12 protein-coding genes and 4 pseudogenes are annotated in these 19629 nt (G+C 68.5%); 11 read left to right on the top strand and 5 right to left on the bottom strand.

From position 1 onward, the window contains the following. Nucleotides 1-2: 2 nt before the first annotated feature. The 7 genes and pseudogenes from N0A20_RS17810 to N0A20_RS17840 all read left to right on the top strand — a co-directional run bounded on the left by N0A20_RS17810 (nt 3) and on the right by N0A20_RS17840 (nt 8028). Nucleotides 3-320, top strand: a complete 318-nt coding sequence (locus N0A20_RS17810; RefSeq protein ID WP_260581651.1) for a 1-deoxy-D-xylulose-5-phosphate synthase — start codon at nt 3-5, stop codon at nt 318-320. Between the two features lie 597 nt (nt 321-917). Further along, nucleotides 918-1298 (top strand): annotated as a pseudogene (locus tag N0A20_RS20845) (16S rRNA (guanine(527)-N(7))-methyltransferase RsmG); the annotation flags it as partial. Nucleotides 1299-1466: 168 nt separating this feature from the next. Then, entirely contained in the window at nt 1467-2249 is a 783-nt protein-coding gene (locus N0A20_RS17820; RefSeq protein WP_260581652.1) for a ParA family protein, read from the top strand. Then, nucleotides 2250-3211 (top strand): annotated as a pseudogene (locus N0A20_RS17825) (ParB/RepB/Spo0J family partition protein). A 514-nt stretch (nt 3212-3725) separates the two neighbouring features. Next, the gene (locus N0A20_RS17830) at nt 3726-4070 is read left to right on the top strand and encodes a DUF4402 domain-containing protein (RefSeq protein WP_260581653.1); all 345 of its coding nucleotides are present in this window, start codon (nt 3726-3728) and stop codon (nt 4068-4070) included. A gap of 307 nt (nt 4071-4377) precedes the next feature. Beyond that, complete coding sequence (locus N0A20_RS17835; RefSeq protein WP_260581654.1) at nt 4378-5211, top strand: hypothetical protein; 834 nt, start codon at nt 4378-4380, stop codon at nt 5209-5211. Nucleotides 5212-5238: 27 nt separating this feature from the next. Beyond that, complete coding sequence (locus N0A20_RS17840; RefSeq protein WP_260581655.1) at nt 5239-8028, top strand: collagen binding domain-containing protein; 2790 nt, start codon at nt 5239-5241, stop codon at nt 8026-8028. A gap of 149 nt (nt 8029-8177) precedes the next feature. On the opposite strand, the pseudogene N0A20_RS17845 reads toward N0A20_RS17840, so the two are convergent. Next, nucleotides 8178-11297, bottom strand: a pseudogene (locus tag N0A20_RS17845) (CHAT domain-containing protein); the annotation flags it as partial. 135 nt (nt 11298-11432) lie between these two features. On the opposite strand from N0A20_RS17845, the pseudogene N0A20_RS17850 reads away from it, so the two are divergent. From N0A20_RS17850 to N0A20_RS17865, 4 genes and pseudogenes are all read left to right on the top strand, one after another. Continuing rightward, nucleotides 11433-12963: pseudogene (locus N0A20_RS17850) on the top strand (NAD(P)/FAD-dependent oxidoreductase). 4 nt (nt 12964-12967) lie between these two features. Next, nucleotides 12968-13387: a GtrA family protein gene (locus N0A20_RS17855; RefSeq protein ID WP_260581656.1), complete on the top strand. Its 420-nt coding sequence runs from the start codon at nt 12968-12970 to the stop codon at nt 13385-13387. Nucleotides 13388-13390: 3 nt separating this feature from the next. Further along, nucleotides 13391-14878 carry a hypothetical protein gene (locus N0A20_RS17860; RefSeq protein WP_260581657.1) on the top strand — a complete coding sequence of 496 codons (1488 nt, stop codon included), beginning with the start codon at nt 13391-13393 and terminating at the stop codon, nt 14876-14878. Next, the gene (locus N0A20_RS17865) at nt 14875-15183 is read left to right on the top strand and encodes a hypothetical protein (protein WP_260581658.1); all 309 of its coding nucleotides are present in this window, start codon (nt 14875-14877) and stop codon (nt 15181-15183) included. Before N0A20_RS17860 ends, N0A20_RS17865 begins: the two co-directional genes overlap by 4 nt. Here N0A20_RS17865 and msrB read toward each other — a convergent pair. From msrB to N0A20_RS17885, 4 genes are all read right to left on the bottom strand, one after another. After that, nucleotides 15164-15652 (bottom strand): peptide-methionine (R)-S-oxide reductase MsrB, encoded by a 489-nt coding sequence (msrB, locus tag N0A20_RS17870; RefSeq protein WP_260581659.1) that lies wholly within the window; start codon nt 15650-15652, stop codon nt 15164-15166. The genes N0A20_RS17865 and msrB overlap by 20 nt on opposite strands. Nucleotides 15653-15721: 69 nt before the next feature. Further along, complete coding sequence (locus N0A20_RS17875; protein WP_260581660.1) at nt 15722-16978, bottom strand: cytochrome P450; 1257 nt, start codon at nt 16976-16978, stop codon at nt 15722-15724. 323 nt (nt 16979-17301) lie between these two features. Continuing rightward, a complete protein-coding gene (locus N0A20_RS17880) occupies nt 17302-18546 on the bottom strand; it encodes an ABC transporter permease (protein WP_260581661.1) in 1245 nt (414 codons plus the stop codon). Then, a complete protein-coding gene (locus tag N0A20_RS17885) occupies nt 18543-19544 on the bottom strand; it encodes an ABC transporter ATP-binding protein (protein ID WP_409574696.1) in 1002 nt (333 codons plus the stop codon). The genes N0A20_RS17880 and N0A20_RS17885 overlap by 4 nt, the downstream gene beginning before the upstream one ends. Between the last annotated feature and the right edge of the window lie 85 nt (nt 19545-19629).

Below are 19629 nucleotides of genomic sequence, written 5' to 3' on the forward strand. Positions count from 1 at the left end.
CGATGAGCGGCAAGAAAACCCGGATCATGTATATTGAGGACAAGTCGGCCGGGCTGAACGGTCCGGCCCGAATCGGGCGCGTGACTTTCTCGAAATCGGGGCAGTCGATCCACTATGGAGGCCGCCTTTTCCAGCGGCTGGGTGGCGACGGGTTCAAGGCGAACTATTACGACGCCGAGACCGGTGATCATTACTGGATTTCAGGTCCTCGGAAGGATGGTCGCGATCGGCTCTATCCGTCGAGTTCGATGGCGGTCGAAATAGATGCGGATGTCCAAAACGAATATTGGAGCGAGATTCGGGGTTGCGGCGCTCGCTGACCTCGGCGCGGTCAGAGTCCTTGGTGTTGTTAAAATCTCACACAAAGACACGAAGAGGGCAGTGCAAGAAGGCGAGGGATATTCTTGCCGTCCGGTGTTTGAGCGGAAAGCGGGACCCCGGATCAAGTCGGTGGTTATTCCTTTCCGACAAGTAGGTGTTCCCCGGCGAAAGCCGGGGTCCAGATGGGGCAGCGCCATTCCTCGTGGACCCCGGCTTTCGCCGGGGAACAGGGTCGCTACTCGTTCCAAGGATATAAACCCCGATCAAGTCCGGGGTGACGGGGAATGGTACGGCGCTCACGGTCGAATGTTCGTCTGGCGTGGCTCGCTGCCCTCTTTGTGTCTTTGTGTGAGAAATTATTGGGTGACCGTCTGGAAGGATTCTTCGTGCCTTTGCGCCTTTGCGTGAGGCTTTTAAAATCTCGCGCAAAGGCGCAAAGGCACGAAGAAGGGTGAAAGCCCGCTTCGCGGGGAAGGTGAAAGAGCGACGTGGCGGACGCCGATATATTGAACGATGAGGCGGCCGCGCGGGGCTGGATTGCGGATGCGCTCTCTCCGACACCTGACCAATGGGCGCGGCTCGAGCGCTTTGCGGAGATGCTGGTCGCCGAGAATGAGCGGCAGAATCTGATCGCGGCGTCGACGATTCCGACCTTGTGGGTGCGGCATATTGCCGACAGTGCGCAATTGCTGGCGCTCGATAAGGACGGCGAGGGGCTTTGGGTCGATCTGGGGAGCGGGCCGGGGCTGCCGGGGCTCGTCGTCGCGATCCTGTCGGAGCGGCCGATGCTGCTCGTCGAATCGCGCAAGCGGCGGTGCGAATTTTTGCGCGCGGTGGCGGACGAGCTGGGGCTGGGGCATGTCGAGGTTGCCGAGGCCCCGCTCGAACGCGTCGAAACGCGCGCGGCGGGGACGATCAGCGCGCGCGCCTTTGCGCCGCTCGACCGGCTGATCGACTTGTCCGCGCGTTTTTCCACCGAATCGACGCGATGGCTGCTGCCAAAGGGGCGAAACGCGGTTAAGGAACTGGCGTTGCTGCCGCCGCGCGTGGCAGAGAATGTTTCACGTGGAACAGAGCCGCACCGACGCCGAGAGCCGGATATTGGTGGGCCGGGGGGCGATCACGCCCGAAAAGCGAGGAAAAGCATGATCCGCATTGCCGTAGCGAACCAGAAGGGCGGGGTCGGCAAGACGACGACCGCGATCAATCTGGCGACCGCGCTCGCGGCGACCGGCTGGCGCACGCTGATCATCGACCTCGATCCGCAGGGCAACGCCTCGACCGGGCTCGGCATCGGGCAGGCGCAGCGCATTTTGTCGAGCTACGACCTGCTGCGCGGCGAGGCGACGCTCGCCGAATGCGCGATTGCGACCGCGGTGCCGCGGCTCGACATCGTCACCGCGACGGTCGATCTGTCGGGCGCCGAGATCGAGTTGATCGAATATAAGGACCGGCTGCACAAGCTGCAGCAGGCGCTGTCGGGCGCCGAGGCGGGGCAGTGGGACATCTGCCTGATCGATTGCCCGCCGTCGCTGGGGATGCTGACGCTCAACGCGCTGATCGCCGCCGAATCGCTGATCGTGCCGCTGCAGTGCGAATTTTTCGCGCTCGAGGGGCTGAGCCAGCTGCTCACCACGGTCGAGCGTGTGCGCGGCAAGTTCAACCAGAATCTGTCGATCCTGGGGGTTGCGCTCACCATGTTCGACCGGCGCAACCGGCTGACTGACCAGGTCTCGGACGATGTCCGCGAAGTGCTGGGGCCGGTGGTGTTCGAGACGGTGATCCCGCGCAATGTGCGGCTGTCGGAGGCGCCGAGCCACGGCCTGCCGGCGCTGATCTACGATCACCGCTGCGCCGGGTCGGCGGCCTATATCGCGCTCGCGCGCGAGCTGATTGACCGGCTACCCAATGTCCGCAAGGCCGCTTAAATGTCTGATAATAAAAACGAAAATTCCTCCGTGCCGGTGACTCCGGCGAAAAGGCGGCCGTCGGGACTGGGGCGCGGGCTCAACGCGCTGTTCGGCGATGCCGCGGTCGAGGCGCCGGTGCTGGCGTCGCCCGGCGGCGCGTCGCCGGCATGCCGGCGAGCGGCGATTCGGTGCAGCATGTCGCGGTGGGCGCGATCCGCCCGCTGCCCGGCCAGCCGCGCCGCCATTTCGACGAGGGGGCGATCGCCGAGCTCGCCGATTCGATCGCCGCGCGGGGTCTGCTCCAGCCGATCATCGTGCGCGCCGCGCCCGACGGGCAGGGGTACCAGCTCGTCGCGGGCGAGCGGCGCTGGCGCGCGGCGCAGCGCGCGGGGCTGCACGCGATCCCGGCGCTCGTGCGCGCGCTCGACGATGCGGCGACCTATGAGATCGCGCTGGTCGAGAATATCCAGCGCCAGGACCTCAACGCGATCGAGGAAGCGGGCGCCTATCGCAAGCTGATCGAGGATTTCGGGCACAATCAGGAGGCGCTGGCGAAGCTGGTCGGCAAGTCGCGCAGCCATGTCGCGAACCTGATGCGGCTGCTCGACCTGCCCGCCGCGGTGCAGGCGATGGTCGGCGACGGCAGCCTGACGATGGGGCATGCGCGCGCGCTGATCGGGGCGCCGGACGCCGAAGCGATCGCGCGCAAGGTGGTGAAGGACGGGCTGTCGGTGCGCGCGGTCGAGGCGCTGGCGCGCGCGGGCAAGGGCGGCGGGCGCAAGGCGCCGATGGAATATAAGAGCCTCGACGGCGGGCGCGACCCCGACATCGTCGCGGTCGAGCGCCATCTGTCCGAACTGCTGGGGATCGGCGTCGCGATCCAATATGCCGGCGGGGGCAAGGGGGCGCTGACGCTGAAATTCGCCTCGCTCGACCAGCTCGACATGATCTGCCAGCGGCTGAGCGGCGAATCGATCTGATAGCTGCCGAAGGCATGAATTGATTCGCGCAGAGGACGCAGAGTGCGCCGAGCAATCGGTCCGCCTAACCGCTCTGCGTCCTTTGCGCGAATCCGATTCTGCGGTTCGAATCGATGTTGGCGGACCGGGCTCAATTTGTGCCGAAGCGGGCCGTTATAGGAAAAAGACGGTCCCCGCCGTCGCGATATTTTTACGCCAAAGCGCTGATTTATCCTGCTTTCCATGCGAAACGCGGGCCAATCCCTAATGCGCTGTTTACCATGGTTGTTGGGCAAAGGCTGAACGGGTGGTGCGTAGAAGGGCGGCAGCGACGGAGTGGGATTTCCGGTCGCTTCCGTTTGACCAAGGGACCAAATCATTATGCGCAACATTGCACTGAAGCGCGCCCTGATGGGCGCCGCTATTGCCGCTCTCGCCATGAACGCCTCGGCGGCGCAGGCGGCGTCGGCCACCGGTACGGCGAAGGCCAAGATCCTGCGCCAGATCACGCTCGCCAACACCAGCGACCTGCAATATGCGACGATCATCAGCGGCGCGACCGCTTCGACCGTCGCCGTGTCGACCGCCGAGCGCCGCGACCTGCGGTTCGGGCCTGACCTGCACCGGCACCACGACCGCCGCGAACTTCAACATCGCCGGCACCTCGGGTGCGGTGGTGCTCGTCGGCGGCGATTCGTCGGTGACGCTCAACGGCTCGCTCGGCGGCACGATGACCTCGACGCTGACCTATTCGGCGACGAACGTCACGCTGAGCGCGACGGGCGGCAGCTTCCAGGTCGGCGGCACGCTGAGCGTCGGCGCCAACCAGGCCGCGGGCGACTATTCGGGGACGTTCAACGTCACCGCCAACTATCAATAAGCGTTTATCGGTGGGGGGACCGGCGGGCGTTCGCGTCCGCCGTGCCGCAAAAGGGTCGTCGGGGTACCAGCCCCCGGCGGCCCTTTTTTTGTAGCGCGGGGCCTGCGTTGGAACCGTCGCCCCCGCGCAGGCGGGGGCCGCTATCGGTTCACGCAGCAATGCCGAAAGGGCCTCCAGCGGCCCCCGCCTGCGCGGGGGCGACGAGAACTCTCATGGTTAGCAAAATATCAACCATGTTGGCGCAACAGGAAGCGGACCGCCGGGCGGTGTGGGCCGCCCGGTTTCCTGAATGGTGGGGACCATTTCCATGCTGCGATTCTTGAAGGGCTTCGGCCTGCTTTCGGCTGTCGTGCTCGGCGCGGCGGCTGTGCCTGTCCAGGCGGCGGGCGACCTGCTCGTCGCGCCGACACGCGTCGTGCTCGACGGGTCGCGCGGGACCGAGGTGGTGCTGAACAATATCGGCGCCGAGCCCGCGACCTATCGCATCAGCCTCGAGATCAAGCGCATGACCGCGCTCGGCGGGCTCGACGAGATCGACGAGGCCGACGCCAACGACGCCGAGAAGGCGGCGCTCGACATGATCAGTTTCAGCCCCCGCCGCGTCACGCTGCCGCCGAACCAGCCACAGGTGATCCGCGTCGGGGTGCGCGTGCCCGAGGGGACGCCGCCGGGCGAATATCGCGCGCATATGCTGTTCCGCGCGGTGCCCGATGCCGCTCCCGCCGCCGATCCGGCGAAGCCCGCGACGACGGGCGGGGTGTCGATCGCGCTGACCCCGATCTATGGCATCACCATCCCGGTGATCGTGCGCGTCGGCGACCTGGGCGCCGAGGCGCGCATCGGCGAGGCGCGGGTGGTCGATACCGCCGACGGGCTCGGCCTTTGCCTTCGCCCTGTCGCGCAGCGGCAATCGCTCGGTCTATGGCGATATCGAAGTGACGCGGCCGGGGGTCGCCGAACCCTTGCTGCTCGCGCGCGGCATCGCGGTCTATCCCGAGGTCGGCCAGCGCCAGGTCCAGCTCCGCGTGCCCGCCGACCTCGCGGCGAAGCTGAAAGGTCCGGTGCGCATCCGCTATACCGAGGACCGCGAGGTCGGCGGCGGCACGATCGACGAGGCCGATCGGGTGGTGCAATGAGCTAGGCCGCGAGCGCCAAGCGGGAAGCAGCGGTGCTTCGCGCACTTCTGACACGGATGTTCCCGGTCGTCGTGGCCGGGCTGGCGCTGGCGGGGTTCGTCCCCACCGGCGCCCATGCCGCTGAAAAAGCGGAGGTTTCCGACGGGTGGAAACCCAATGAGGACGACAGCTGGCTGTTCGACCTGCGGTCGGGGCAGTATCGCCTCGGCGACGGGATTCGCGGGTATCAGACCCCGACGGGCGTGTGCGTCGACCTCGCCGACATGGTGCTCGCGCTCGACCTGCCGATCCGCGTCGACAGGAAGTTGCGCCGCGCAACCGGCTGGGTGTTCGACGAACGGCGCAGCCTGACGATCGACCGCGACGCGGGCGAGGTGCGGCTCGGCAGCCGCAGCCATGGCATCGGCGCCACCGCGATCCGCGACACCGCGGCGGGCTGGTGCGTCGATGTGAAGCAGCTTTCGGTCTGGTTCGAACTGCCGCTCGTGTCCGACCTGTCGAACGCGGTGCTGCGGATCGATTCGCAGGAGAAATTGCCGTTCCAGCTCGCCGCCGAGCGGCGCGCGCGCGGCGCGGGGCTGCGTCCGCAGGCGAATTTCGACCTTGCCAGCCTGCCGCAGGCGACACGCCCGTACCGGAACTGGGCGACCCCGTCGGTCGATGTCGTCGCCTCGGCGGGATTCGTGAACGACAAGCGCGGCGGTTCCTATGTCCAGGCGCGCTACGAGGTGTTCGCGGCGGGCGAAGTGCTCGGGCAGAGTTTCGACGCGCGTCTGTCGTCGGACAATGAAGGTGTGCCCGACAGCCTGCGGATGCGGCTCTATCGCACCGACCCGCAGGGCAATCTGCTCGGCCCGCTGAAGGCGACCCATTATGCGGCCGGCGATGTCGGCCTGCTCTCGACCGGGATCGTCGCGGGCTCGGCGCCGGGGCGTGGCGCGGTGCTTACCAACCGGCCGGTCGAGCGCCCCGATGCCTTCGACAGGACCGATTTTCGCGGCGACCTGCCCGCCGGATGGGACGCCGAACTCTATCGCAACGGCCAGTTGCTCGCTTTCACCAGCCCCAATGGCGACGGGCGCTACGAATTCCTCGACGTGCCGCTGCAATATGGGTCGAACCGCTTCGAGATCGTGCTGTACGGCCCGCAGGGGCAGATCAGGCGCGAGATCAAGCAGTTGCAGGTGGGGCTCGATTCGATCCCGCCGCAGCAGACCTATTATTGGGCGGGTTTCGCGCAGGAAAATGCCGACCTGATTTCCTTTGGCGACCGGCGCCAGACCTTCCGCCGCGGCTGGCGCGGCACGCTGGGCCTCGAACGCGGGCTCGACACCCGCACCTCGATTGCCGGCTATGCCCACAGCCTGATGATCGAGAATGTCCGGCGCAACTATGGCGAGGTCGCGCTGCGCCGCTCGATCGGCCCGACCTTGCTCGAAGTGTCGGGGGCCTATGCCGATGATGGCGGCGGGGCGCTGCGCGCGAGCTGGCTCGCGGCGTTCGGCGAGACTTATGTGCGCGCCGACGCGATGCGCGGTTTCGGCGGTTTCGTATCGGACCGATTCATCAATAATATCAACGGTCTGTATCAGGTCTCGATCGACCAGTCGGTCAAGCTCGGGCGGACGGTGCTGCCGCTGCACCTCGACCTGCGCCAGGTCGACCGGACGTCGGGGGTGCAGAGCCTCGAGGCGTCGGCGCGCGCCTCCGCGAGCTTCCGCGCCTTGACCTTCACCGGCCAGCTCGACTGGACGCGCAGCAAGGTGCCGATCGGTCCCGACCCGCCCGACAATCTGAGTGCGACCTTGCTCGCCAACGCCCGCATCGGGCGCGTGCGTCTGCGCGGCGAGGCGCGCTTCGCGCTGTCGGGCGCGGCGGCCGATTCGCGCGCGACGGTGATCGCCGAATGGGCGGGCGCTGGTCAATTCGGGGGAGGCGACGCCGAATGGCGCGCCGAACTCGGTTACGACAAGGGGCTCGACCGTGCGCGGGCGGGCCTTGGTTATACGCGCCGTTTCGACAAGGTGCAGCTGACGGGGTTCGGTGAGGTGGCGAGCGACGGCTCGGTCGCCGCATCGCTGTCGCTCGCCTTCAGCTTCGGGCCCAAGCCGCAGGGCGGCGGCTGGCGCGTGTCGAGCGAGAAGCTTGCCAGCCGCGGCCAGGTGATGGCCGAGGTGTGGATGGACGACAATGGCGACGGCATCCGCCAGCCGGGCGAGGCCGCGCTGCCCGACGTGCCGATCACTGCGGGCCATGCCTTCGTCGACGCGGCGACCGACAAGGGCGGTCGCGCGACGGTCGACGGGCTCGAACCCTTTCGGGCCGTGATGATCGGCATCGACGCCGGCAGCCTGCCCGACCCCTATGTCCAGCCGGCCTTGCCCGGCGTGGTCGTCACCCCGCGCCCCGGCGTCGCGACGAAGGTGATGCTGCCGATGACCGCGGCGGGCGAGATCGAAGGGACGATCATCCGCGACGGCGGCAACGCGATCGAGGGGCTGACGCTCGAACTCGTCGATGCCGAGGGGCGCGTGCGCGCGACGACGCTGACCGAGTTCGATGGCTATTTCCTGTTCGAAAGCGTCGCTTACGGGCGATATACCGTGCGGATCGCGAAAAATTCGGCGCAGCTCCTGCGCCTCGACGGCGCCTTTGCGATCAGTGCGTCGCCGGGCAAGGCGGCCCCGCGCATCCGGCTCGGCACGCTGGCATTAAAGCCTTTGCGCCGCGACGTCGCCGCCGCCGCCGCGCCGACGGGCGAAGGCCATGGCGCACGAGGGCCGCCGGGGCAAGACGCGATCGGGGCGGAGCCGATGCCATAGCTCCCGACGCCTGTTTCTGCGTTCAGGACGGGTCGATCGCGACGTAGACCGCCCAGGCGGCGGGGTGCGCGAGCGAGGCGCCGAGCGGCATCTTTCGACGGGTCGATTGCCATGTCGCGCATCGCACCCTGCAGCGCCGCCGCGATGTCGCCGCGCTCGCCCTTGAGCCCCGCAACGGTCGTGGTCGTGATCCGCTCGCCGACATCGTCGAGCACGGGGGTGTAAGTCGCGAGCACGGCGCGTGCGCCGGCGAGGAGGAAGGCGCGGGTCAGCCCGCTGAAGCCGTCGCCGCCGCCCGACCCGGCGGCGGTATCGCAAGCCGAGAGGATGACGAGCGCGGCGTTGAAGCGCAGCTGCGCGACCTCGGAAGCGGTGAGCAGCCCGTCGTTCGCGGCGGTGGCGGCGATGCCGGGCGGGCGCGCGCCGGGGGTGAGCGCGAGCGCGGGTTCGGCGATCGTCCCGTCGAAGCGCCCGCCGAGCAGCGCGTGGGTGGCGAACAGCACGACCTGGCTGTCGGCGAGCATCCCTTCGGCATTGCTCCGGTCGAGGCGCGCCTGCGTCGCGTCGAGCTGGAGCAGCTGGCGCTCGGGCGGGGCGCCGAAATATTGCGCCATCCGCCGGACCTCGACGCCGCTGTAGGACAGGCGGCGCAGCTGCGCGAGCTTGGCGGGGTCGGCGATGCCGTCGCGGTACAGCCCCTGCCGGGGGATCAGCCCGACCCTGCTCGGCCGGGACGTCGGTCGAGGCGGGGGCGAGGCGGCCGAGCGGGTTGCCGCGCGTCTCGCCGGGAGCGGCGACGACGGGCGGATCGGCCTCGCCGCGAAAGGCCGGGTCGCCGAGACCGTAGAATTTTCCGCCGCTCGCCGCGCGCGCCGGTCCGCGCCGCGCGGTGCGTAGCGCCTCGACCGACGGCAGCACCGCGAGGACGCGTTCGAGGCCGAGCCAGTGCGTCTTGCGCAGCGTGTCGGGATCGACGTCGCCGCGCGCGCCGCCCTCGGGCGCCGCCGAGACGAGCGCGGCGAAATTGAGCGAGAGCAGCGGCCCTTCGGGAACGAGGATCCAGCGCGGCTTGCCGGCGAGCAGCGCGGCGATCGCCGGGTCGCCGAACAGCGCCTGATGGACGCGCCAGGCGGCGGCGCGATCGTAGCGCAGGAAGTCGTCGGGCTCCTGTTCGGGGAGCGTTTCGTCGCTCCCGAATATCGCGAATCCGAAAGCTGGCCGTGGAGCGTGGCGACCAGCGCCGCGAGGTCGGCGCCGTCGATCGGGATTTCGGCCCAGGCCGACCCCTCGCGCGTCGCGGCGAAGACGATGCCGCGGCTCATCTCGGAGCGGGCTTCGGGCATTCCGGGGTAGAGCAGGATCAGCGCCTCGTCCTTGCGGAGCAGCGGCGCCGCGCCCTTCGCGCCCGTCACCTCGGCCAGCGGCACGGGTTCGGGGCGGAGGGTCGCGAAGACCGGGGGCAGAGCGTCCTTGAGCGCGGCGGCTTCGGCGGCGAGCGCCTCGCCCGCGGCGGCGCGCTCGCCGAGCAGCCGGGCCCGGTCGGCGTCGCCCGCGCTGCCGCGCAGCGCGGCCGCGTCGATGGCCTTGTCGAGCGCGACGACGCGGTCGCGGGCCGCCGTCCAGCGCCGGAACAGCTCGCCCTTGCCGGCGCGTTCGGCGAGCGCGCGCGCGGCGGTTTCGCTGATCGCCGCGCCCGATGCCGAGGGATGGGCGAGCTGGGCGACCGCGAAGCCCCTGGTGCGGCTGGCGGCCTCGCCGCCCGGGCCGTCCGCCGCGCGTGTCGTCCAGGTGAGGCGGAGGAGGTCGATCGCGCGGCCGCTGATGAAATTCGCCAGATTGAGCCGGTAGGCGGCGTTGGCGGTTTCGGGCAGCGCCGACAGCTCGGCGCGATAGCCCGCCAGCACATCCTCATAATAGGGGCGCGCTTCGGCGGGACGCCGCACGCCCCACAGCGTGACCCCCAGATTGTAGGTCTGGCGCAGCGTTTCGCGATGGCTGGCGCCGAGGCGCGCGCGGGTCTCGGCGATGCTGCGCTCGCGCAGCGGCAGCGCCTCGTCGTAGCGGCCGAGCATCCATAACGTATCGCCGAGCATCTCGACCCACTGGATATTGCCGGGATTGGCGGCGAGGTGCTTTCGATAGATGTGCTCGGCCTCGGGCGCGGTCTCGGCGCGCTGCGCGAGAAGCCGCGCGAGATCGAGCTCGTGCCAGTCGCCCGGACCAGTGCCGACCGCGGCGATGACGCGGCGCTGGTAGGCGATCGCCTCCGACAGGTCGTCGCGAAAGGCGGCGTTCGGCAGGTCGAGGCGCAGCGACGAGGATTTGGCGAGGTTCCACAAGGTCATCCAGTTGCGCGCGTCGCTGCTGCCCGGTTGCGCTTCCTGCCGCGCGAGCACGGCGCGATAGAGCGCATCGACGCGCGCGGGGTCGGCCGTGAAAACCCGCTGCGAATAGAGGATGATGGTGCCGAGGGTCGCCGCGTCGGCACCGGGGAGCGCGGCCTCGAAAATGTCGAGTTCGCGCGCGTACCAGAGCCGCGCATCTTCGGCGCGCATCTGGGCGGCGAGGTTGTTGCCGAGCGCCTCATAGGCGGCGGCGAGCTCGAAGCGGTCGCCGCCGGGGATCGCCTGGCGCAGCGCCGCCGCCTCGTGAAGCAGGGGTTCGGCATCGACGGGGCGGCCCGCGCCTTCGAGCATCGCGGCGAGGCTTCCCGCCGCCGATGCGACGATCGCCGGGTGCGCGGCGAGATGCCGGCGGGCGAGCGCGAGCGCCTCTTCGGCATCGGCGACGGCGGCCTGCGGTTTGCCCTGTTCGCGCAGCCGCTGTGCGCGCGCCGAAAGCCCGGCGTAGAGCGCGAGCGGCTGGCCGCGGTCGCGCCCGATCGCGACGAGGCGCGCGACGATGGCGTCGGGCTCGGCCGAGCTCTTGTCGTTATAGGCGAAGTGGCAGAGCAAGGAGAGCAGCGGACGTGCGGTCGCGGGATGGCCGGGGCCGTAGCTGGCCTCGTAGAGCGCGAGCAGCGCGCGCCGCGGGGCTTCGAGCTCGGGCTGCCAGGCCGTGTTGCATGCATCGTCGATGCGCGCCTGCTTTTCGAGCGCCGTGATCTGCCCGCGCTCGGCCGGGGTCGGTGCGGCGCGGTCGGGGGGCAGGGATTGCGCCGCGCGCTCGGCCGGGATCATGACGTCGCGCGGGACGAATTGCGCCGCTGCCGGCGACGCGATCGCCGCCAGCGGCGCGATGAACCACGGCAGGAGACGGCGCCCGACCATCAGCCTGCTTAACGCGCCGCCCGATGCGAGTAAATCGCCGCCGAAACGCGCCGAAAGCCGCGCTGTTAATCATTTCTTAGCCATGATTGCCCAGAGCGGTGGCGAGCAATGACTTGCTGCGTGGGGAATCCGTCTATGTCCGAAGTGCCCGAGAACCGTCCGACCAGCGCCGATGTCGCGATCATCGGGGCGGGGCCGGCGGGGCTGACCGCCGCCTATCTGCTGACCAGGGAGGGCTTTTCGGTCACCGTGATCGAGAAAGACCCCGTCTATGTCGGCGGGATCAGCCGCACGGTCGAGCATGAGGGATTCCGCTTCGACATCGGCGGGCACCGCTTCTTCTCGAAAAGCCAGGAGGTCGTCGACCTGTGGAACGAGATATTGCCCGACGACTTCATCCAGCGCCCGCGGATGAGCCGCATCTATTATGAGGGCAAATTCTATTCCTATCCGCTGCGCGCGTTCGAGGCGCTGTGGAACCTCGGGATCGTGCGCTCGGCCCTGTGCATGGCGAGCTATGCGCGGGCGAAGCTGTTTCCGAACAAGACGGTCCGCAGCTTCGAGGACTGGACGATCAACCAGTTCGGACGCAAGCTCTATTCGATCTTCTTCAAGACCTATACCGAGAAGGTGTGGGGCATGCCGTGCGACGAGATGTCGGCCGACTGGGCGGCGCAGCGCATCAAGGGGCTTTCGCTCGGCGCCGCGGTGCTCGACGGGCTGAAGCGCAGCCTGGGGCTGAACAAGCGCCCCAATGACGGCATGGCGACCAAGACCCTGCTCGAAACCTTCCGCTATCCGCGGCTGGGGCCGGGCATGATGTGGGAGGCGGCGCGCGGGCACGTGGTCGCAGGCGGCAATCATGTGCTGATGGGTCACGCCTTCAAGCAATTGACGCAGGATCAGGTCAGCGGGCGCTGGCGGCTGACCGCCACCGGACCCGACGGCGATGTCGTGATCGACGCCGCCCATGTCATCAGCTCGGCGCCGATGCGCGAGCTGGCGGCGCGCATCCATCCGCTGCTCGGCGTGCGCGCTGAACGCCGCGCCCAACCTCAAATATCGCGACTTCCTGACCGTCGCCTTGAAGATCCGGTCGGCGGATCTGTTCCCCGACAACTGGATCTATATCCACGACAGCAAGGTGCAGGTCGGGCGGGTGCAGAATTTCCGCAGCTGGTCGCCCGAAATGGTGCCCGATCCCGAACTCGCCTGCGTCGGCCTCGAATATTTCTGTTTCGAGGGCGATGGGCTGTGGACGTCGAGCGACGAGGATCTGATCGCGCTCGCGACGAAGGAAATGGCGATCCTCGGCCTGTGCGACCCGAAGGATGTGGTCGGCGGCGCGGTGGTGCGGCAGGAAAAGGCCTATCCGGTCTATGACGACGACTACGCCGCGCATGTCGAGACGATGCGCGAGGAACTCGAAGCGCGCTATCCGTCGCTGCACATGGTCGGGCGCAACGGCATGCACCGCTACAACAACCAGGATCATGCGATGATGACCGCGATGCTGACGGTGCGCAACATCGTCGCGGGCGAGCGGCTGTACGACATCTGGGGCGTCAACGAGGACGCCGAATATCATGAGAGCGGCACCGAGGGCGAACAGGCGGCGCTGGCGTCGGTGCGCGAGGTGCCCGCGCGTCTCGGCAAGGCCGCCTGAGGCCGTGATCGCCGCGCTTCCGCCTTTTGCGCGCCGGCTGCTGGAGCTGACCTTCCTGCGCTATATCGGCGCGAGCGCCGCCGCGCTCGCGGGCGACATGGCGCTGTTCAACCTGTTCCTGATCGCGGGCTGGGCGCCCGCCGCCGCGGCGGCCGCGAGCTATGCCGCGGGGATCGTGATCCACTGGCTCATCAGCTCGCGCCTCGTCTTCGTCGAGGGGGCGCGCACGGCGGGCATGGACCGGGTGCGGCAGAAGGGGCTGTTCCTCGGTTCGGCCTTCGTCGGGCTGGGGCTGACCGTCGCCATCGTCTGGACGGGCGACCGTGCCGGGCTCGACGCCAATGTCGCGAAGCTCGCCGCGATCGGCGTGTCCTTCGTCGCCACCTATGTGCTGCGCAAGACTTTGGTCTTCGCCGCGCGCTGACGCGTGATGGGGCGCGCGTCCTCTCCGGCAAGCCTGCGCCGCGACCTGTGGCTCGCGGCCGTCCTCGCCTGTGGCGTCATGGCGGTCATGCTCGCGCTCTATTGGCCGGCGATCCAGGCGATGGCGTTTCGCGACGGCGACGACGCGCTGCGGCTGGTGCAGGTGCGCGATCTGATCGGCGGGCAGGGCTGGTTCGATGCCAGCCAGCACCGGATCAATCCGCCCACCGGCGGCCTGATGCACTGGTCGCGGCTGATCGACGTGCAGATCGCCGGGCTGATCCTGCTGCTCCAGCCCCTGCTTGGCAAAGCGGCTGCCGAACAATGGGCGGTGGCGCTCTATCCCCCGCTGCTGCTGCTCCCGCTGTTCCTGATTTTCGCGTGCGTGATGCGGCGGCTGTCGGACGACCGCGCGGTGGTCGCCGCCGGGCTGCTGCTCGCCGCGACGACGGTGACCTTCCTTCATTATTTCGTGCCGCTGCGTATCGACCATCATAATTGGCAGACGATATTGTCGGTCGCGATGCTCGCTGCCGCGCTCGGCAAGGCGGATTGGCGGCACGGGCTGCTCGCCGGGGCGGTGATGAGCCTGCACCTCGCGATCTCGCTCGAGGCGCTGCCCTATCTGCTGATCTTCGGCGGCATCTTTGCGCTGGCGTGGCTACGCGACGCGGCGGCGGGCGCGCGCCTCTTCGCTTTCGTCGCGGCGCTGGCGCTCTGCGCGCCCTTGCTCCTGCTCGCGACGCGCGGCTGGGACGGGATCGCCGGCGACTGGTGCGACGCCTGGTCGCGGCCCTATCTGCTCGGTGCCGCCGTCGCGGCGGCGATGCTGCTCGCCGGATCGCGTGCGGCGATCATGCAAAAGGATTGGCGCGCCAGGCTCGTCCTGCTCGGCATCGCCGGCGCCGCCGGGGCGCTGGTGCTCGCCTGGGCCGCGCCCGCCTGCCTTGCGGGGCCCTTCGGGTCGCTCGAACCGCTGGTGCGCGATCACTGGTATCGCGACGTCGCCGAGGGCCAGCCTTTGTGGCGGCAGAAACCGGAGCAGATCGGGCTGCTGCTCGCGCCGTCGCTCGCCGGGCTGGCGCTGACCTTCGCGATCTGGCGCCGCAAGGCCCCCGGGCCGATGAAGGCGCGGTGGGAGGCGATGCTGCTGGTCCTCGCCGCCAGCACCCTGCTGTCGCTGCTCGTCATGCGGACGACCGCGGTGACGCATATCTATGCGCTGCCCGCGCTCGCGGCGGCGGGGGTGGCGCTCTGGCGTCACGGCCAGTCGCGCAAAAGCGCTTTGGCGCGCATCCTCGGTTCGCTCGCGGTACTGCTGGTCCTCCCGGCGGTTCTCGGCCAGTTCGCGGCGACCGCGACGACCGCCGTCCTTCCCCCCGCGCGCCCTCGGCCGCGGCGGAGCGGCCGTGCCCGACCAATGCCGATCTCGCGCTGCTGGCGCGGCAGCGGCCGGGCCTTGTCCTGTCGGCGATCGACATCGCGCCGATGATCCTCGTCCACACCCCGCACAGCGTCGTCGCGACCGGGCATCACCGCAATCACGCCGCGATGAACCGGGTGATCGGCAGCTTCGTCGCGGCGCCCGCCGATGCCGAAAGGATCGTCGCCGCGACGCGCGGCGACTGGCTGTTCCTCTGTCCCGGCAAGCCCGAGATCGCCAATATCGCCGAAACCTATCCCGCCAGCCTCGCCGCCGCGCTGACCGCCGGTCGCCCGCCCGCCTGGCTCGAACCCGTGCCACTGCCGCAGGGCTCGGCGGCGCTGCTCTACCGCGTCAGGCGGGACGGAAACTGAGCGCGGCGCCGTTCATGCAATAACGCTTGCCGGTCGGCTTCGGCCCGTCGTCGAAGACATGGCCGAGGTGGCCGCCGCAGCGTTTGCAATGCACCTCGGTGCGCGGATAGCCGAGCTCATGGTCGGTCATCGTCGCGACCGCGCCCTTCAGCGGCTCCCAGAAGCTCGGCCAGCCGGTCTTGCTGTCATATTTGGTCTTGCTCGAATAGAGCGGCAGCGCGCAGGCGGCGCAGAGGAAGGTGCCGGCGCGATGTTCGTCGTTGAGCTTGCTGGTGAAGGGGCGCTCGGTCCCCGCCTCGCGCAATATCTTGTACTGAAAGGGGCTCAGGCGCCGCTTCCACTCGGCCTCGCTGAGCTGCCAGCCCGGCTGGCCCTTGGGGCGCGCCGAATTCCTGGCGAAGAGCATCGGCGCGGCGATGAGCGCGCCGCCGAGCGCGAGGCCGCCGATGAGATAGCGTCGTTCGATCATGATGGGCTCCTCATGCCGGTTCGCCCAATATAGCAAGCCCCTTCCCTTTCGGGGAGGGAGAGGAGGGGTTCAATATTTTTCGAGCTCGACCTGCATATGGCGATAGCCGTGGACGAAGCTCGCATGGACGCGCTCGGGCTCGGCGAGCACGTTCACGCGCAGGCGGCGCTTCTGCATCTCGGAGATCAAGGTCGTGAGCTGGAGCTCGGCGACGCGCGCGCCGACGCAGCGGTGGATGCCGTAACCGAAGGCGAGGTGGCGGCGGGCATTCTCGCGATCGACGATGATGCGCTCGCCGTCGGGGAAGACGCTCTCGTCGCGGTTCGCCGAGGCGTACCAGAGCGCGAGCTTGTCGCGCTTTTTGATCTGGTGGCCGAACAGTTCGGTATCCTCGGTCGCGGTGCGGCGCATATGCGCGAGCGGGGTCTGCCAGCGGATGATCTCGTGCATCGCATTGACCGCGAGGTCGGGCGAATGGTCGGCCTCCAGCTTCGCGCGCTCCTCGGGGAAGCAGTGCAGGCCATAGGCATAGGCCGACATCGAATTGCGCGTCGTGTCGTTGCCGCCGACGATGAGCAGGATCAGGTTCCCCATGAACTCATGCTCGCTCATATGCTTCATCGCGTCGGACTGGAGCATGATCGAGATCAGGTCGTGCTCGCCGGGATTCTGCGCCTTGGCGTCCCACAATTGCTTGAAGGCGGCGCCCATCTCGAAGGCGGTGGCGAGCCGCGCCTGGCGCTTTTCGAGCGTGTCGAAGCTTTCGATGTCGCCGAGCGCGTCGGACCAGCGGGTCAGATTGTGGCGATCCTCCCACGGGAAATCGAACAGGATCGCGAGCATGTCGGTGGTGAGCTCGATCGACAGCCGCTCGACCCAGTCGAAGGGCTGGCCGACCGGCAGCGTGTCGATCAGCGCCGCGGTGCGCGCCTGGGTATCGGCGCGCATGCGCTCGATCTCCGACGGGCCGAAGGCGGGGGCGACGGTGCGCCGCTGCGCGGTGTGCTGCGGCGGGTCCATCGCGATGAACATCGGCATCGGGATTTCGCCCTCCTGCAGATGCTCGATGCCGTCGCCGGCGACGGTGATGCCGCCATATTCCCAGCTGGAGGAGAAGATCTTGGGCAGCGCCTCGATATGCTGGATCGGCTTGTATGTGGTCACCGACCAATAGGGGCCGAATTTCGAATCCTCGACATAGTGGATCGGCGATTCGGCGCGCAGCTGGCGCATCGGTTCCTGCCAGCGATCCTCGCTCCACAATTCGGCACGGGAAACGTCGAGCGGATGGGGAGTTTCGGGGGCTACGCGGATCTGGGTGGCCATGGGCTGCTCCTCTGGAAGGCCGTCTGGCGCGGCCGATTCAGTTGCAGAATGCCACTATTTACAGCTTTGTCAATGACGGGACGACCGCGATTCATCTCGAGCTTCGTGCACGCCGGATGGTTTGGGATTTTTTTGGTTCACGCGAAGACGCGAAGAAGAAGCTTCGGGCCGATAGGCCCTATTATCCATCACCATAGGGGTTGCCGCGATGTCGAATTGAAGAGCCGCTTCGCGGCGGGCACAGGCTCTTCGCGCCTTCGCGTCTTCGCGTGAAATATTCCGGCGGCCGCTGGCGGGTCGGGCGGCGTTCGCCTGGAAGATTCTTAAGCCCGCTTCCTTTTCCAGAAGCGCCAGTCGCGGCGGCCGCCGAGCACGCCGGCGCGGAAGAGGCGGACCGAGAGATAAACGACGAGCGCGACCCAGATCGCCTGCCAGCCGAGCGCGAGCAGGTGGACGCCGACCGCATCGTCGGTCGCCGCGCGCGCCGCCATGGCGAGCGGCGAGGAGAAGGGGAATATCTGCGCGAAGGCCGCAAGCCCGCTGCCCGGCGCGCTCGCCGATGCCGCGCACAGGCTGAACATGGCGACCTGGAAAATGGTGATCGGCAGGCTGAGCATCTGGATCTCGCGCACCGTCGCCGCCTGCGCCCCGACGCCGAGGAATACCGCGCCAAGCAGCAGGAAGGACAGGACGAAATAGGCAAAGCCGATGCCGAGGAAGAAAGGCCAGCCGACCGCGGGCGTGGCGGCGAGGGTCGCCATCGCCTTGCTCGTCCCGCCTGCCGCGGCGATCTGCGCCGGGTCCATCTGCGTCGCCGCGACGAAGCCGCCGGCGAGGGCCATCATGATCCAGAAGGCGATGAAGAGGACAGCGACGCCGAGGAAACCGAGCAATTTACCGAGGAAGACGCTTTCGAGCGGTACCGCGGCGGCGAGGATTTCGATGACCTTGTTGCCCTTTTCCTCGGCAAGCGAACTGACGGTCTGCCCGGCGAGGAGCAAGGTGAGCAGGAAGATGACGAAGACTGCGCCAAAGCCCAGCGATTGCTGCGCAGCGATGCTGGTGCCGCCGCGCGACAGATTCTCGAATTTCGCGGCGACCGGCGGCAACGGTCCGGCGGCACGGGCGCGGAGGACCTCGCCCGCGAGCAAGGCGAGATAGCGGCCCGCGCTGCTGTCGGGTTCGCGCTCGACGATGCGCGGCGTGGCGAGCGGGCCGCTGAGCACCGCATAGGTGTCGCTGCCCTTTTCGCGCGCGACCGCCACCGGATCGTCGGTCGCGGGGTGTGCGACGCGCAGGACGAGCATAGCGGGTTCGCGCGGCATCGCGGTGCGCAGCCGGGCGTCGGCGGTCCGGAAATCCTCGATATCGGCCTGGTCAGCGACGACGACGAGGCGACCGGCGCCGCGCGCGCTGTCGGCGAGCTGCGACGCGCCCATCCCGCCGGCCAGCCCCATGCCGACCATGAACAGCGGCGCGAGCAGGAAGAGCAGGAAGGTCGGGGTGGCGACGATGGCGAGGAAATCGCGGCGCGCGACGACGATCATATTCCTGAGGAAGGCCTTCATGCCGCGGCCTCCTCGCCGGCTTCGACCGCGGCGTCGGCGGTGAAGCTCGCATCGACCTGCCGCACGATATGGACGAAGGCGTCGTGGAGCGCCGGGCGGCTGATCGACAGGCCGGTGACGCCGAAGTGGCTCGCGGTGATGCGCGAGAGCAGGGGCTCGACATCCCGGTCGTCGATCGCGAAGTGCCAGGCCTCGCCGCGCAATTCGGCGTCCGCGGGGAGGAGCGCGGCGACCGCATCGGCGCCGACCTCGGCGCGCGGCGTATAACGCACCTGCATCGGCAGCAGCGCGCGGGCCTCGTCGACCGTGCCCTCGAAATGGCGCTGCGACCGCGCGATGATCGCCAGCCGGTCGCACAATCGCTCGGCATGCGCCATGACATGGGTCGAAAAGAGGATCGTCGCGCCGCGGTCGCGTTCGCGGCGGACGAGCGTTTCGAGCCGTTCCTGGTTGACCGGGTCGAGGCCCGAGAAGGGCTCGTCGAGCACGATCAGGTCGGGGGCGTGGACGATCGAACCGATCAGCTGGACCATCTGCGCCATGCCCTTCGACATCTTGCGGATCTTCTCGTCGATCACGCGTTCGAGCCCCAGCTCGGTCATGAAGGCGGCGGCGCGGCGGCGGCCCTCCGACCAGTCGAGCCCGCGCAGCGCACCCATGAAGGCGATCGCCTCGCGCGCCTTCATGCCGGGATAAAGCCCGCGCTCCTCGGGCAGATAGCCGATGCGATGGCGCACCGATTGCGGCTTGTGGCCGCCGAGCAGGCGGCTTTCGCCTTCGTCGGGGTCGATGATGCCCAGCGTCATGCGCAGGCTGGTGGTCTTGCCCGCGCCATTGGGGCCGAGCACGCCATAGATGCTGCCGGTCGGGACCTGGAGGCTGACGTCATCGACAGCTTTAAACGCTTCATAATATTTGGTGAGGCCAAGGGCCTCGACGGCGAGATCGGTCAAAAGCGGGTCCTTGACGCAATATTTCCGTTCGTCCTGAGGAGCCATTGAGCTTGTCGAAATGGCATCTCGAAGGACCCCGCGCGGCGCCGGATCCTTCGAGACGGGTCTTCGACTTCGCTCAGCCCCTCCT

Source organism: Sphingopyxis sp. PET50 (assembly GCF_025244705.1).
Taxonomy (GTDB): domain Bacteria; phylum Pseudomonadota; class Alphaproteobacteria; order Sphingomonadales; family Sphingomonadaceae; genus Sphingopyxis.